Source organism: Methanoculleus methanifontis (assembly GCF_030464365.1).
GTDB lineage: Archaea > Halobacteriota > Methanomicrobia > Methanomicrobiales > Methanoculleaceae > Methanoculleus > Methanoculleus methanifontis.
Genome location: NZ_VCYI01000007.1, coordinates 81,229 through 94,070, shown reverse-complemented (window position 1 = coordinate 94,070; position 12,842 = coordinate 81,229). Strand labels below are relative to the sequence as shown.

At 61.5% G+C, this 12,842-nt stretch carries 13 protein-coding genes; 8 read left to right on the top strand and 5 right to left on the bottom strand.

Translation table 11 applies throughout. The features are described from left to right. Window positions 1-3 precede the first annotated feature (3 nt). The 5 genes from FGW20_RS06840 to FGW20_RS06820 all read left to right on the top strand — a co-directional run bounded on the left by FGW20_RS06840 (window position 4) and on the right by FGW20_RS06820 (window position 4,836). Window positions 4-681: an amino acid ABC transporter permease gene (locus FGW20_RS06840; protein WP_301677340.1), complete on the top strand. Its 678-nt coding sequence runs from the start codon at window positions 4-6 to the stop codon at window positions 679-681. A 3-nt stretch (window positions 682-684) separates the two neighbouring features. Beyond that, window positions 685-1,440, top strand: coding sequence for an amino acid ABC transporter ATP-binding protein (locus FGW20_RS06835; protein WP_301677339.1), 756 nt, complete (start codon window positions 685-687; stop codon window positions 1,438-1,440). 8 nt (window positions 1,441-1,448) lie between these two features. After that, a complete protein-coding gene (locus FGW20_RS06830) occupies window positions 1,449-2,135 on the top strand; it encodes an amino acid ABC transporter permease (protein ID WP_301677338.1) in 687 nt (228 codons plus the stop codon). 99 nt (window positions 2,136-2,234) lie between these two features. Beyond that, window positions 2,235-4,076, top strand: a complete 1,842-nt coding sequence (locus FGW20_RS06825) for an ABC transporter ATP-binding protein (protein WP_301677337.1) — start codon at window positions 2,235-2,237, stop codon at window positions 4,074-4,076. A 46-nt stretch (window positions 4,077-4,122) separates the two neighbouring features. After that, window positions 4,123-4,836 carry a DUF5714 domain-containing protein gene (locus tag FGW20_RS06820; RefSeq protein WP_301677336.1) on the top strand — a complete coding sequence of 238 codons (714 nt, stop codon included), beginning with the start codon at window positions 4,123-4,125 and terminating at the stop codon, window positions 4,834-4,836. Here FGW20_RS06820 and FGW20_RS06815 read toward each other — a convergent pair. Beyond that, window positions 4,821-5,012: a hypothetical protein gene (locus tag FGW20_RS06815; protein ID WP_301677335.1), complete on the bottom strand. Its 192-nt coding sequence runs from the start codon at window positions 5,010-5,012 to the stop codon at window positions 4,821-4,823. The genes FGW20_RS06820 and FGW20_RS06815 overlap by 16 nt on opposite strands. Window positions 5,013-5,101: 89 nt before the next feature. Between FGW20_RS06815 and FGW20_RS06810 the strand changes: the two genes are divergently transcribed. After that, entirely contained in the window at window positions 5,102-5,788 is a 687-nt protein-coding gene (locus FGW20_RS06810) for a metal-dependent hydrolase (RefSeq protein WP_301677334.1), read from the top strand. Between the two features lie 9 nt (window positions 5,789-5,797). Here the strand turns inward: FGW20_RS06810 and FGW20_RS06805 are convergent, their stop codons facing one another. Together FGW20_RS06805 and FGW20_RS06800 are read right to left on the bottom strand one after the other, a co-directional pair. Then, window positions 5,798-6,376, bottom strand: a complete 579-nt coding sequence (locus FGW20_RS06805) for a flagellin (protein WP_301677333.1) — start codon at window positions 6,374-6,376, stop codon at window positions 5,798-5,800. Beyond that, window positions 6,354-6,914 (bottom strand): flagellin, encoded by a 561-nt coding sequence (locus tag FGW20_RS06800; RefSeq protein WP_301677332.1) that lies wholly within the window; start codon window positions 6,912-6,914, stop codon window positions 6,354-6,356. The genes FGW20_RS06805 and FGW20_RS06800 overlap by 23 nt, the downstream gene beginning before the upstream one ends. A gap of 172 nt (window positions 6,915-7,086) precedes the next feature. Between FGW20_RS06800 and FGW20_RS06795 the strand changes: the two genes are divergently transcribed. Together FGW20_RS06795 and FGW20_RS06790 are read left to right on the top strand one after the other, a co-directional pair. Beyond that, a complete protein-coding gene (locus tag FGW20_RS06795) occupies window positions 7,087-8,058 on the top strand; it encodes a DUF1616 domain-containing protein (RefSeq protein ID WP_301677331.1) in 972 nt (323 codons plus the stop codon). Window positions 8,059-8,231: 173 nt separating this feature from the next. After that, complete coding sequence (locus tag FGW20_RS06790; RefSeq protein ID WP_301677330.1) at window positions 8,232-8,726, top strand: hypothetical protein; 495 nt, start codon at window positions 8,232-8,234, stop codon at window positions 8,724-8,726. A 684-nt stretch (window positions 8,727-9,410) separates the two neighbouring features. On the opposite strand, the gene FGW20_RS06785 is transcribed toward FGW20_RS06790, so the two are convergent. Together FGW20_RS06785 and fdhF are read right to left on the bottom strand one after the other, a co-directional pair. Continuing rightward, window positions 9,411-10,649 (bottom strand): Coenzyme F420 hydrogenase/dehydrogenase, beta subunit C-terminal domain, encoded by a 1,239-nt coding sequence (locus tag FGW20_RS06785; RefSeq protein WP_301677329.1) that lies wholly within the window; start codon window positions 10,647-10,649, stop codon window positions 9,411-9,413. A gap of 2 nt (window positions 10,650-10,651) precedes the next feature. Continuing rightward, on the bottom strand, window positions 10,652-12,721 hold the full coding sequence (gene fdhF, locus FGW20_RS06780; RefSeq protein WP_301677328.1) for a formate dehydrogenase subunit alpha: 2,070 nt from the start codon (window positions 12,719-12,721) through the stop codon (window positions 10,652-10,654). Between the last annotated feature and the right edge of the window lie 121 nt (window positions 12,722-12,842).

The following is a 12,842-nucleotide window of genomic DNA, read 5'->3' as shown; positions in this document are numbered from 1 at the left end:
CAAATGGACGTTTTACCGATTCTCATCGACTGGTTACCGTATCTCCTTTCAGGTGTCTCCTCTACCCTCGGTCTTGTCTTCGCCGCCCTCGGCCTCGGCGTCCTTCTCGGACTGCCCATGGCGCTCGGCCAGGTGTACGGGGCGCGGCCGATTCGGTGGGCCGTCGGAATCTACGTCTGGTTCTTCAGGGGCCTCCCCATTCTCATCTTGCTCTTCCTTTTCTGGTTCGGCATATTCCCGGCAATCGGGCTCGGCCATCTCTCGGCGTTTGTCGTCGGGGCGGTCGTGCTGGGTCTCCGGGGAGCGGCATACCAGTCCCAGATCTTCCGGGGAGCCATCCAGTCGGTCAGCGAAGGACAGATGATCGCGGCACGGTCGCTCGGGATGAGCAGGTTCACCGCCATCCGTTCGGTCATCCTCCCCCAGGCGGTGCGCATAGCGCTCCCGGGCTGGTCGAACGAGTACCCAAACATCCTGACCGATTCGGCGGTCTGCTACGCGATCGGGGTCGTGGAGCTGCTCACCATCACCGCAAGGATCGTCACGCAGACGCACATCACGATACCAATCTACCTCGCTGCAGCGGGGATTTTCATCGTCTTGAACTACGGGGGTCTCAAACTCCTGCACAGGCTTGAGGCGAAGATAGAAATTCCGGGATTCGGAAGCGGAGCGATGTAGAGTATGAACGACAACGACATTGTGCTGAGAGTCGAGGACATACACAAGTCCTTCGGGGGCACCGAGGTGCTGCGCGGGGTATCGTTCGACGTCCACTGCGGTGAGACGAAGGTCTTCATCGGCCCCTCAGGAACCGGGAAAAGCACGCTTCTCCGGTGCATCAACCAGCTGACGCCGCCCGACCGCGGGCAGGTCTGGCTCGACGGGGAGGAAGTCACGAACTCGGGGGCCCGGATCAACTACTTCCGGCAGAAGATCGGGATGGTCTTCCAGAACTTCTTCCTCTTCGACCACCTCACCGCGCTGAAAAACGTGGAACTGGCGCTCCTGAAGGTCAAGGGTATGGGCAAAGCAGAGGCGCACGAAAAAGCGCTCACTGAACTCCGGCAGGTCGGGCTGGAGGAATGGGCTGACCATTATCCGGCCGAACTCTCCGGCGGCCAGGCCCAGCGGGTATCCATCGCCCGGGCGCTTGCCATGGACCCGGATGTCATCCTCTTCGACGAACCCACCTCTGCGCTCGACCCCGAGCTGACGAGGGAGGTGCTGGAGGTCATGAAGAAACTGGCCCGGAACGGGATGACGATGCTCGTCGTCACCCACGAGATGGGGTTTGCCTGCTCGGTTGCAAACGAGGTCCTCTTCATGGAGAACGGCGTGGTTGCCGAACAGGGGTCGCCCGACCTGCTCCTGCACGATCCGCAGTTTACCCGGATGAAGGACTTCATCGGTCGGATAGATTCCCGGATGGATGACTGAGGAGCAGCATGGATCAGACGGCATTCTTCTTCGAGATTCTCTTCCCGGCGCTGATGCAGGGGCTGATCGTGACATTGCAACTGATCGCGTGCTCCGCCCCGTTCGGCCTCGCGCTTGGGGTCGCCATTGCGGTGGGAAGGCAGTATGGCCACCCGGTCATTTCCTGGCTCTGCAAGACGTACGTCTTTTTCATCAAAGGCACGCCGCTGCTCCTCCTCCTCTTCATCCTCTACTTCGGGCTCCCGTCGATCGGGATCACATTCACCGCGTTCGTGGCATCGGTGCTCGGTTTTATCCTCTGCAACAGTGCGTATAACGCCGAATACATCCGCGGCGGCCTTATATCGATCAAGGAAGGCCAGATGGTCGCCGCCCAGGCGCTCGGGATGACCCGGTGGCAGGCGATCAGAAGCGTTGTGCTGCCGCAGGCGCTCCGCCGGGCGATACCGGGGCTCTCAAACGAGTTCATCTACCTGATCAAGTACTCGTCGCTCGCCTACATGCTCACGGTGATCGAGCTCGCCGGGGCGGGGAAACAGGTGGCGACGAAGTACTTCCTCTACACGGAGTCGTTTGCGGCCGTCGCCGTCGTCTACCTTGTGCTGGTCTCGATCACGACCGTCGCCGTCAACATCCTTGAGAAAAGAGTGGTCGTTCCCGGGACGGTCAGGGCAAACCCCTCGGCCCAGCTGTAACCTTTTTTTCGGGCACAGGTATTATACGCCAGCAAGGCATGGGACTGCAACGGAGACCCGGCAAAAGACCGGAGCGCGCTCCTCACCAGGACCCATACCATGAGCATCGCAGACTGCTGCCGGAGAGCCGTCGCCTTCACCCGGGATACCATGCGCCAGCCAGTGACGGCGAGAAACGATCTCAGGTTCCCTGATCTCGCCTTCTTCCTCCGGTTCGCCCGGCCGATCCGGAACGTGGGCGTACTGGCCCTCGCAGCGACCGTTCTCGTCTCGGCGGCAAAGACCGTGCTCCCGCTCAGCATCAAGTTCTTCATCGACAACATCCTGCTCGGCGGAACAGAAACCTCCGACGCACTCCTCGCAGGGGCAGGCGGGCTCCTCTCGTCGCTCGACACCCTCATCGCCGCCCTCCTGGTGCTCGGGCTCTTCACCGGCGGTATGGACCTGTTGCGGAACTACTGGACCGCCCGGTTCCGGGAAGGCTACGCCTTCAACCTCCAGACCGCCCTCGTCGAACATGTCCTGGATTTCCCGCTCTCCTACTTCAAGTCGCAGCAGACCGGTTACATCATGTCACGTCTCTCCGACGACGTCCAGATCCTGCAGTACACCGTCTCCCAGTACCTCCCCCTGATCGTCGCAAACGGCCTCTACGTCACTTTCACCCTTGCCATCCTCTGCATCCTGAGTCTGAAACTCACCCTCGTCATCGCCGCCTTCATCCCGCTCTACCTGCTGATCAACGCCGTCTTCATCCGGCGGATCCGCGCCGCCACCCACCGGGAGCGCGAACGGCAGGCCTACGTCTCCCGCGACATCCAGGAGGTGATCTCCGGCATCGACACCGTAAAGACGCACGCCGCAGAGGAGCGGGAAGTGACCCGGGTCTCCGGGACGCTTGCACGGATGGTCGATGCCCGGATCAGAAACACGATGCTCTCGGCGCTCTCAGAGTACTTCAGGATCGGCACGATGTCGCTCATGCTGATCGCCGTCTTCTGGGTCGGCGGGAGCGAGGTGCTCGCCGGCGGCATGACCGTCGGGGACTTCGTCACGTTCGCGGTCTACGTCGTGACGTTCGCGCCCACCGTCAACACCTTCTTCGCATTCCCCGTCGTCATGCAACCCGCAGCGACGTCCGCCGCCCGCCTGCGTGAACTCTTCTCGATGGACGGGGAGCCGGCCGGCGGCGGGGTCGTGCCCGCCGCGGTGCTGGGCAGGATAGAACTTTCCAGCGTCTGGTTCAGGTATACCGAGTCGGAACCGGTTCTCGCTGACGCAAACCTCGTCATCCATCCAGGTGAGGTGATCGCCATCGTCGGGCGGACCGGTGCCGGGAAGACGACGATGATCAACCTGCTCCTCCGGGCGTTCGCGCCGCAGGAAGGCACGATCACCCTCGACGGCCGCGATCTTGCGTCGCTCGATCCGAGGTGGCTGCGCCGGCAGGTGTCGCTCGTCTCGCAGGATATTTTTCTCTTCCACACCACCATCGAGGAGAACATCCGCTACAGCAGGCCCGGGGCCACCTTCGAGGAAATCGTCAAAGCCGCAAGGAAAGCGCAGATCCACGATGAGATCATGAGGTTCCCGGAGGGGTACCGGACGATCGTCGGGGAGCGCGGAACGCAGCTCTCCGTCGGCCAGCGGCAGCGAGTCGCCATTGCCAGAGCGTTCCTCAAAGACGCGCCCATCCTCATCCTCGACGAACCCACGTCCGCGCTCGACATGCAGACCGAGGAGCAGATCTGCCGGACGCTCCGGCTTCTCGTCCGGAACCGGACGACCATTCTCATCACCCACCGCCCGTCGCTCCTGACCATCGCCGACCGCGTCGTCGCGATCGAAGACGGACGGGTGCGGGAACAGCAGGGAACGGATCTCCCGCCGGAACCCGATACCGGCCGCATACGCCGCTCCGGCCAATCCGCGGCCACGTGATCCGCCGGGCCAGAGGATTATGGGATACGGCGACCTACCCTATGGCATGGAGCATAAGGCAGGATGCCTGATATGCGGCCGGAATCTCGTGTACAGCGAGGAGCCCCGCGACCTTGCGTGCGCCGTCTGCGGGGAGGTCATGAGCACCACGGTCGCCTGCGAAGCCGGGCACTTCGTCTGCGACCGGTGCCACGGCCTGGAGGCGCTCGACCTCATCGAGCAGTTCTGCATCGCAACGGAACTTGAAGATCCGCTTGCCATCGCCTGTATCCTGATGCGGTATCCGGCAGTCAGGATGCACGGGCCGGAGCACCATTTTCTCGTGCCCGCGTGCCTCATCGCCGCCTACTGCAACCACCGGGGAGAGCCAGGGAGAAAAGGGAAACTGCTTGGGCGGGCCCGTGTGAGGGCCGGCGAGGTTCCGGGAGGGGCCTGCGGAACCCACGGCACCTGTGGGGCGGCGGTCGGCACCGGCATCTTCGTGAGCCTGATCACCGGATCAACGCCCTTAAAAAAGCAGGAATGGTCGCTTGCTAACCAGATGACCGCACGCAGCCTGATGACGATAGGCCGGCACGGCGGCCCCCGGTGCTGCAAACGCGACTCGTGGCTTGCCATCCGCACCGCGGTCACGTTCCTTGCCGAGCGGTTCGGGGTGAACCTCCCGGTAGAGGAAACGGTGCAATGCGAGTTCAGCGATATCAACCGCGAATGCCTGCGGGAGGAGTGCCCCTTCCACGCCGGCTACCCGACCGGGTGACCCGCAGCCCGGAGAACGGTTACGATGATAAGGTAGCCGGCAACGGTTCCGGCAAGCGTCGCTATGACGGCGATGAGGCCGTCATCCCAGTGCATGCGGCTCCACCACCCCGCCGCGCTGCCGATGAGGAACGAGGCGAAGATGATGAGGATCTCCTGCCGGTCCAGCGTTGCCATAATCCAGGAGTTATCGGCTCTCTCCGCTCATATCGTTTGCCCTACCCCGAACAGCAGGATTATAACCGGTCGTATCATCTTTATAAAAAATGTTCGTCGCCTGCCACCTGTTCCTCGGCCTGGTCCTGGGCCTCGCGATCGCCGGACGCCTCGGTGACCGGCGGCTCATCGGCTTCTCTGCTCTCGGGGCCGTCCTCCCCGACCTGATCGATAAGCCGGTCGGCCACCTCCTTCTGGGGGGATCCCTCAACTCCGGGCGGCTCTTCGGGCACGGGCTGCTCTTTCTCACGATCCTCGCGGTTGCGGGCATCGCCCTGTACCGGAGACGGGAATCCTTTGCGCTCCTCGCCGTCACTGCCGGTGTCCTTTCCCATCAGGTTCTCGACGCCATGTGGGCGATGCCCGTCACCTGGTACTTCCCGCTCCTCGGTCCGTACGAGCCATACGAGTTCACCAACTACTTCGGCGGGGCAATCCTTGCCGAGATCTCTTCGCTCTCAGAATGGATATTCCTGGCCGCATCGGCCGGGATCGCTCTTGCCGCCTGTCGCGGCTTCGGGCCCGGCATCTCCAGGCTCGCCGCGGCACTCGTCCGCGTATCCGTCCCGCTCCTCGGAATCCTCGCCCTCGCATCCCTCCTCGCCTGGGCAACCGGCAGCCCGGAGAGCATCCTGATGGTCGGGGCAGGGCCGGAGAATTACCTGCTGCTTGCAGCGGTGAGTGCTGTCGGGGTTATCGGGGTGATACGGTACCAGGAGTTCTTGTACGCCGGGTAGCGCCGTTAGTCAAAGCCGGGTGATCGCGGTGATACTGCCCGGCACCGTCCTCTCCACCCGGAGCGCTACCCTGCCCGCCGGTTTGATCTCGACGGCAAACGTCCGATACGGCTTGCAATCCGACTTGCCGTCCGGTGTGATATTCAGTATGAACTGCTCTCCAGCCTCGAGAAGGTGATCGGAGTCGGCGTTGAACCGTTCCTGGACGCTCCAGTGGCCATGTATAGGAACGGCATCGATGAGAGGCTCATTCCGGTCAATCACCTCCTTATGCGAGGACCCGATCAGGCGGACGGATATCGTGGTGATATCGATCGGCTCGCTACCGGCAGTGAGGCTGACCGGGACAAGGATGGAATTTACCTTTCCAGGGGTTTTGCTGACGCCGTAGACGGTACCGGTCACGGTGATACTCGACCCGGCCTCCCGGATGCCCTGATGAACGGTTGACCGGCTCTCCTCGGAGAAAAGGATGCCCGCCCCCAGGACGACATACGCAAAGACGGCTGCAACGACGACGAACGCGATGAGTACGATCGCAGCCTCGAGGCCGGTGAACCCGGCATCAGAAGAGTTCGACGTAGACATTCTTCGCAATACCCGCAGGAACATCTCTGGTCAGCGCAGCGGTTGCCCCCCCTGCAGCGGTTATCTGGAGGGTGAACGTATCTCCTCGCCCAACCTCCACGCTTTCCATCTCCAGTCTCACCGTGACAACCTCCCCCGACTCCAGGAGGGGTCCGCCATCTTCCGGATACCGCCAGGTGACGGTTACGCGGTCGTCGCCGGGGGGGAACGTGACGAAGACATCCTTCGTGGTGATGGTGTAGGTCATGCTCCCCATATCGATGACGGCGAGATCGGTCGCAGTCTCAAGATCGAACTCCAAGAACCTGATGAGACCCTGATCGTTATCCAGTTTGGCGATGACCGACTGTCCCGGGCGGAGGGCGGAACCGGCTTCGCCGAGAGCGGCATGCATCGTCTCCTGGCTCTTCTGCGACGTGGTCATGCCCATCCCGAGAACGACGTACGTAAAGACCGATGCAACGACGATAACGGCGATGAAGACGATGGCCGCTTCAAGTCCGGTGAACGCCCGATCGTCACAGTCTCCCGGGGGCATATGAATTCGAGTTGGTCACGATTCGATTAAAAGATGCTGATTTTTCCCGGAACGTGCGGGCAAACACGCCGCTCACTGCCCTGGTAGAGGCAGAACCGAAGTGGACGGCTGCTGCAGCAGGAGTCTGCGCCCGGAGAACCTATTTATAGCATGCTTTTCATGGGGTAACAGAATGACGTCCGAAACCACCGCAAGGCTCCTCATGGGTTCCCTGGACCCCCGCACCATCCCGGTGGATTTAAAGAGCATCTACCTGTGCGTCTTGCTCGCCCTTGCAGGCATGCATGCGCCGCTCATTAGTGAGAGTCTCCTCCGCGTGGTATTCGTCCTGCCGTTCATCCTCTTCATCCCCGGCTACCTCCTGACTGCGGCACTCTTCCCGGCAAGGGGCGACCTTGCCGGACTAGACCGCATCGCCCTCTCGATCGGGCTTTCCATACCAATCGCACCGCTCTTCGCCCTCATGCTCAACTACACGCCCTGGGACATCCGATTCGACCCCCTCGCCATCACCCTCCTGGCGTTCAGTCTCGTCATCGCCCTTATCACCCAGTTCCGGCGCCGGGAACTCCCGGAAGAGAGCCGTTTTGCAGTTCCCTTCAGCACGCACCGGACTTCGATACGGAAAGAATTCTCCGGAGATTCTACATTCCGGTTCGATCGGGTCTTGAGCGTTGTCCTCATTGCCGCCGTCCTCGTGGCCGTCGCGACGACGGTCTTCATCGTCGTGGTCCCGAAAGAGGGCGAGAAGTTTACCGAGTTCTACATCCTCGGACCACGAGGAAAAGCGGCCGATTACCCGACCGAATTCATGTCCCGAACGCCGCAGACGGTCATCATCGGGATCGGGAACCACGAGTACCGCGATATCACCTACACGGTGGAGACGTTTGCCGTCGAGAGCAGGTTCGATAACGCGACAAACCAGTCGACGGTCGTCTCCGCGGCACCCCTCGACCGGTTCTCCGTCACGGTGCCGCACAACCGGACCGTGGAGCAGCCCTACACCTTCCGGATCATGGATCCGGATACGAACCGGATCGAGTTCCTCCTCTTCAAGGAGGCGCCGCCCCAAAACATCCCCAGAAACAATCTCACCGACGCCGGTTACCGCAACCTGCACCTCTGGCTGCGGGTGCATTGACGGCGAGCGATGCCTGCCGGGAGAGGGACTCGCGGGGCGCGGCCCCCGCGGTCCGGGCCGGGTCTCCCACCCGCCGCCCGCGGATGAAGCGGCTGGAAGATGCCGTGAGATAGAGGAGGCTTCTTCCAAATATTTATCCATGCAAACGGCGTATGGCTGTTTGAGGTACACGAATGAGACGCGAAATTCTGGTCGCCTCCCTCCTGGTCCTGGCATTTATGGCGGCACCGGCCGGGGCTTTTAGTGCAGACAATCTTGTGATTGTCGTGGAAGAGGACGGGAGTGCGGAGATCACCTTTAACTACACCCTCTCGTGGATCGAGAGGATCGCAGTATTCTTCAAGATTGCCGAACCGGAGCAGGAGCTGAAGGCCGCGCTCGAGGATGCACTGGGGGTTCCCGTAACAGTGGCCTCGGCCGAGAGCGACGTTGCCGCGTTCTCTGTTACGAGGTTTGCAAAGACCAGTGATGTCGACGACAGGGAAACCTACTCGACACCGGGCCTCGACCTCACCGGGGCACAGGCGATCCTCGACAGTTACTGGTTTGCGCCGCTTGTCGAGGCTGACTTCTCCCCCGACCTGACAGTGGTCCGGTTCCCTGACGGCCACGAGGAAACCTTCTCCGATCAGAGTACCATCCCGGCACTTTCTCACGCTACGGCGTGAGCAGAAATCTCTCTTTTTCAGCTTTGTTGGAACCCCACTGCTTGTTCCAGATGGCCGCACTCCGGGGTACGGCTTTCCACCGGGTTCACACCTTCGGTGCTCTAGCTCAGGTTCTCCGAACCATCGCTTATCGCCATGACTGCCCCCGCCCGCAGGAAGGGGGAGGAGCGCGAAGCGCGGGCGGGGTGGAGCCTGAGATATGCGGTTCTTCGCGCGAGACAGGGGAGGGGGAGACCCCCTCGCACCTATTGGTGCTCATGCTCCGTTCCTATCGGAACATCGCACTCCCCGTCAGCCCCACCCCCATGGCGATAAACGACCGGCGGCACGGCGGGAATTCGAGCACCGAAGGTGCGCAGGCCACCACGATCCACGGCATGCGGAGATGCCCGAGAAAAAAAAAGTCGTCCCGGGACGAGCCGAGTTCAGCACCAATCTCGTCAGGGAAGAATGACAGCCGAAATAGGGCTTCAAAGGGGTCCGATAATGGAAATCTTCTCCCCAGGCTATTTTTTTGTCATGAACGCGGGTTGATGCGCAACGTAATTCGGTTCGTAACGAAAGCATCCGGGTTAGCCTGCCGCAGGCATGGCCCTCGAACTATGGGAGCCCCTATAGTCGCTGACCGGAGAAGAAGGCGGCATCTGCCGGGCCGTAACCTATCAAAAAAAAGAGGGGGAGATCTTACTCGAAGATGTTGAAGATCTGGTCGCTGCCGGTGTCGGAGAGACGCTTGCGTTCCGTCTGCTCCTCGACCATGGCGAGCACCGGGAGCTCCATGTCCACACCCGGGGTGTGGCCGAACATCTCCTGGAGGTCAACCTGCAGAGCGTGCATGAAGAGCGCGTTCGGGATATCCATCGCGCAGTTCTCCTCGCACTGGCCGCAGTTGATACACGAGTCCGAGATGTGGGCGTACCGGATCAGGTGGAACATGAAGGGCGGCGGAACCTGACCGGGCTCGACCAGGTAAGCCTTCTTCGTGCTGCACTCGACGCAGTAGCAGATCGGGCAGTTTTCGATGCAGGCGTAGCACTTGATGCACCGGCTCGTCGCGTCCATGATCGTCTTCAGGCGCTCCTTGCCCTCGCCGAGTGCCTCGAAGTCTTTCGCCCGCCACTTGTCGCCGAGCTTCAGCATCGCGTTCTCGACCTTGCCGCGGATCTCGATACCCTTCGGGTTCGCGGCCTCGGTCTTGAGTTCTCCGGCCTTTATGGCTGCATCAAGGAGGTTTGCACCCTTCTCAGAGCAGACCTCGACGAACGTGGCGTTACCGGCCTTATCGCCGATGACGCCCCAGTTCCCGCAGGCGAGGTCAGCCTGGCGCGGGACTTTCATCTTGCAGCGGCGGCAGTTGCTGCGCCGGCCGTAGCCTTCTTCCTCGAGCTCGTCCATCGAGATGCCCTTGTGCTGGCCGTCCTTGGTGACGATGATGAACTGGCCCTTGTCGATCTCTTCCTTGACGACGTCGTCGGGATCAACCTCGAACTTCTCGGCGATCATCTTCCGGGCCAGGACCGGGCTGACGGAACCGCCGCAGTTGAGGCCGATCATCAGGATGTTGTCCAGGTTGACCTGGTTGCGCTTCGCGAGCTCGTAGAGGCCCATCGCGTCGCAGCCCTTCACCGGAACAGCGATCCGCATGTTCTCGGCGCCTTCCAGGTACTTCTTGACCAGCTTCGAGAGCAGGAGCGTTCCGCAGTGGAGCGAACCTGCCGTCTCTGCGATCTCGGCGGGGTCGGTGATGAGTGTGGGGACCGCATCGTAGATGTCCTGTCCCTTCTTGATGGCAAAGACAGCATCCACCATGCCGGACTCGAGCGCGTGCGTCAGCAGAGCGGTGACCGCTCCACCACACTCGCCCCTCTCCTGGCAGGCGGCGTCGGCTGCCCATGCATAGACCATGTCTCCTTTCGCTGCCATTTTCAGGCCTCCTCCGTAATCTTCTCGACCTTCACAGCACAGGCCTTGAACTCAGGGATCTTCGCGATCGGGTCGAGTGCGTTGTTCGTCAGGACGTTCGCAGCACATTCCTTGAAGTGGAACGGCATGAACATGACACCCTTCTTGATCTCGTCGGTCACTTTCGCGGGGACGTCCACCGTGCCACGGCGGGAGGTCGCCCGGACCATCTCCTTGTCTGCTATGCCGAGCGCCTGCGCGTCCTCTGTGTTAATCTCGATCCAGCCGGTCGGGACCTCGTTATCGAGCGTCTCGGAGCGGCGGGTCATGGACCCGGTGTGCCAGTGCCAGAGGCAGCGGCCGGTCGTGAGGATGTAGGGGTACTCCGCATCGGGGACTTCCGCCGGGGGTTTCCACTCGATGGGGTGCATCACGCCCATGCCGTCGGGGTGCGAACACTTGCCGATGTGCAGGATAGGCGTGCCGGGGTGGTCCTCGGAGGGGCAGGGCCAGTGGAGTGCTTCGGGCCGGTTGAGCCGCTCGTAGTTCATGCCGTGGTAGGACGGCGTGAGGGAGGCCATCTCGTTGAAGATCTCCTCGGCGCTCTGGTAGGGGAACTGGTCGGCGTAGCCCATGGCGGCCCCCACTTCGCTGAGGATCTGCCAGTCGACCTTCGCCTCGCCGGGCGGGTCCTGTGCCTTGCGCCACATCTGGACACGCCGCTCGGTGCTGGTCTGGGTGCCTTCCTTCTCTGCATAGCAGGAGGCGGGCAGCACGACATCCGCGTGCTGGGCGGTCTCGGTCAGGAAGATGTCCTGGACGACCAGGAACTCGAGTTGCTCAAGTGCATGCTCTGCGTGGGTGAGGTCCGGGTCGGAGAGCATCGGGTTCTCGCCCATGATGTACATCGCCTTGAGCTCGCCGGGGTTGTCGGTCAGGACGTTGAACATGACGGTGACTTCGTAGCCGTTCTTCGGCTCGCAGATGCCGTCAGGGAAGCCCCAGGCGTCGGCGAACTTCTTGTGGACGGCCTCGTCGATGACCTTCTGGTAGCCGGTGAAGACGACCGGGAGCGCACCCATGTCGCAGGCGCCCTGAACGTTGTTCTGGCCACGGAGTGCGTTCACGCCGCCACCACGCCTGCCGATGTTTCCGGTAAGCATCTGGAGGTTAGCGGTCGACTTGACGTTGTCGACACCGACGGTGTGCTGGGTGATGCCCATCGAGTAGAGGAGCGCGGAGGATTCGGCGGTACCGATCCATTCGGCTGCGGTCTTGAGGTCCGCAGCAGCAATGCCGGAGATCTTCTCGACGTTCTCGGGGAGATAATCATCCTTGAGCACGGTCGCTTTGAGTTCCTCGTATCCCTTTGCACGCTTCGAGACCCACTCCTTGTCCTCCCATCCGTTCCTGATGATCTCTCCCATCAGGCAGTTGAGGACGGCCACATCGGTGCCGGAGTAGAAGGAGGCGTAGAGGTCAGCCTGCTTGGCGGTCGGCGTGTAGCGCGGGTCGAAGACGATGACCTTTGCGCCGTTCAGCTTAGCCTGGACGATCTTGCGGCCGATGAGCGGGTGCTGCTCGAATGTGTTGGACCCGATGACGAAGACGCACTTCGACTCGGCGATGTCGAGGATGGAGTTGGTCATCGCACCGGAGCCGAACGAGGCGGCGAGACCGGCGACGGTGGATGCGTGGCAGAGCCGGGCGCAATGGTCGATGTGGCGCGTCTTGAAGACGCCGCGTGCCAGTTTCATCAGCAGGTAGTTCTCTTCGTTCGAGACACGGGCTGAGGAGAGGCAGGCGATTTCATCGGGCTTATACGACTTGAACTTCTGTGCGATCAGGTCGTAGGCCTCGTCCCAGGTCGCCTCGACGAACTTGCCGTCCTTCTTGATGAGCGGCTTTGTGAGGCGGTCCGGGCTGTTCACGAACTCGTGAGCGTAAGTGCCCTTGGGGCAAACTTTTCCCTCGTTGACTGGAGAACGCTTGTAAGGTTGTGTGCCGACAACCTTCCCGTCCTTCACGACGAGGTTAAAGCTGCACCCCGTACCGCAGTACGGGCATGTGGTTTGTACATACTTGAGATCCATGGTTAAAACCTCGGATACATAGAAGTACTAGGTTCAGAATATTTAATTATAGTGATTAACATCCCCATTTTTGGTGAATATCTGTGGGGTAGAGCCTACATTTTACCGGGCGGCCAGCAAA

Excerpts from the sequence above, each read along its gene's own strand:
- FGW20_RS06840 (WP_301677340.1), top strand. The coding sequence starts at position 4 with ATGGACGTTTTACCGATTCTCATCGACTGGTTACCGTATCTCCTTTCA.
- FGW20_RS06835 (WP_301677339.1), top strand. The coding sequence starts at position 685 with ATGAACGACAACGACATTGTGCTGAGAGTCGAGGACATACACAAGTCC.
- FGW20_RS06830 (WP_301677338.1), top strand. The coding sequence starts at position 1,449 with ATGGATCAGACGGCATTCTTCTTCGAGATTCTCTTCCCGGCGCTGATG.
- FGW20_RS06825 (WP_301677337.1), top strand. The coding sequence starts at position 2,235 with ATGAGCATCGCAGACTGCTGCCGGAGAGCCGTCGCCTTCACCCGGGAT.
- FGW20_RS06820 (WP_301677336.1), top strand. The coding sequence starts at position 4,123 with ATGGAGCATAAGGCAGGATGCCTGATATGCGGCCGGAATCTCGTGTAC.
- FGW20_RS06815 (WP_301677335.1), bottom strand. The coding sequence starts at position 5,012 with ATGGCAACGCTGGACCGGCAGGAGATCCTCATCATCTTCGCCTCGTTC.
- FGW20_RS06810 (WP_301677334.1), top strand. The coding sequence starts at position 5,102 with ATGTTCGTCGCCTGCCACCTGTTCCTCGGCCTGGTCCTGGGCCTCGCG.
- FGW20_RS06805 (WP_301677333.1), bottom strand. The coding sequence starts at position 6,376 with ATGTCTACGTCGAACTCTTCTGATGCCGGGTTCACCGGCCTCGAGGCT.
- FGW20_RS06800 (WP_301677332.1), bottom strand. The coding sequence starts at position 6,914 with ATGCCCCCGGGAGACTGTGACGATCGGGCGTTCACCGGACTTGAAGCG.
- FGW20_RS06795 (WP_301677331.1), top strand. The coding sequence starts at position 7,087 with ATGACGTCCGAAACCACCGCAAGGCTCCTCATGGGTTCCCTGGACCCC.
- FGW20_RS06790 (WP_301677330.1), top strand. The coding sequence starts at position 8,232 with ATGAGACGCGAAATTCTGGTCGCCTCCCTCCTGGTCCTGGCATTTATG.
- FGW20_RS06785 (WP_301677329.1), bottom strand. The coding sequence starts at position 10,649 with ATGGCAGCGAAAGGAGACATGGTCTATGCATGGGCAGCCGACGCCGCC.
- fdhF (WP_301677328.1), bottom strand. The coding sequence starts at position 12,721 with ATGGATCTCAAGTATGTACAAACCACATGCCCGTACTGCGGTACGGGG.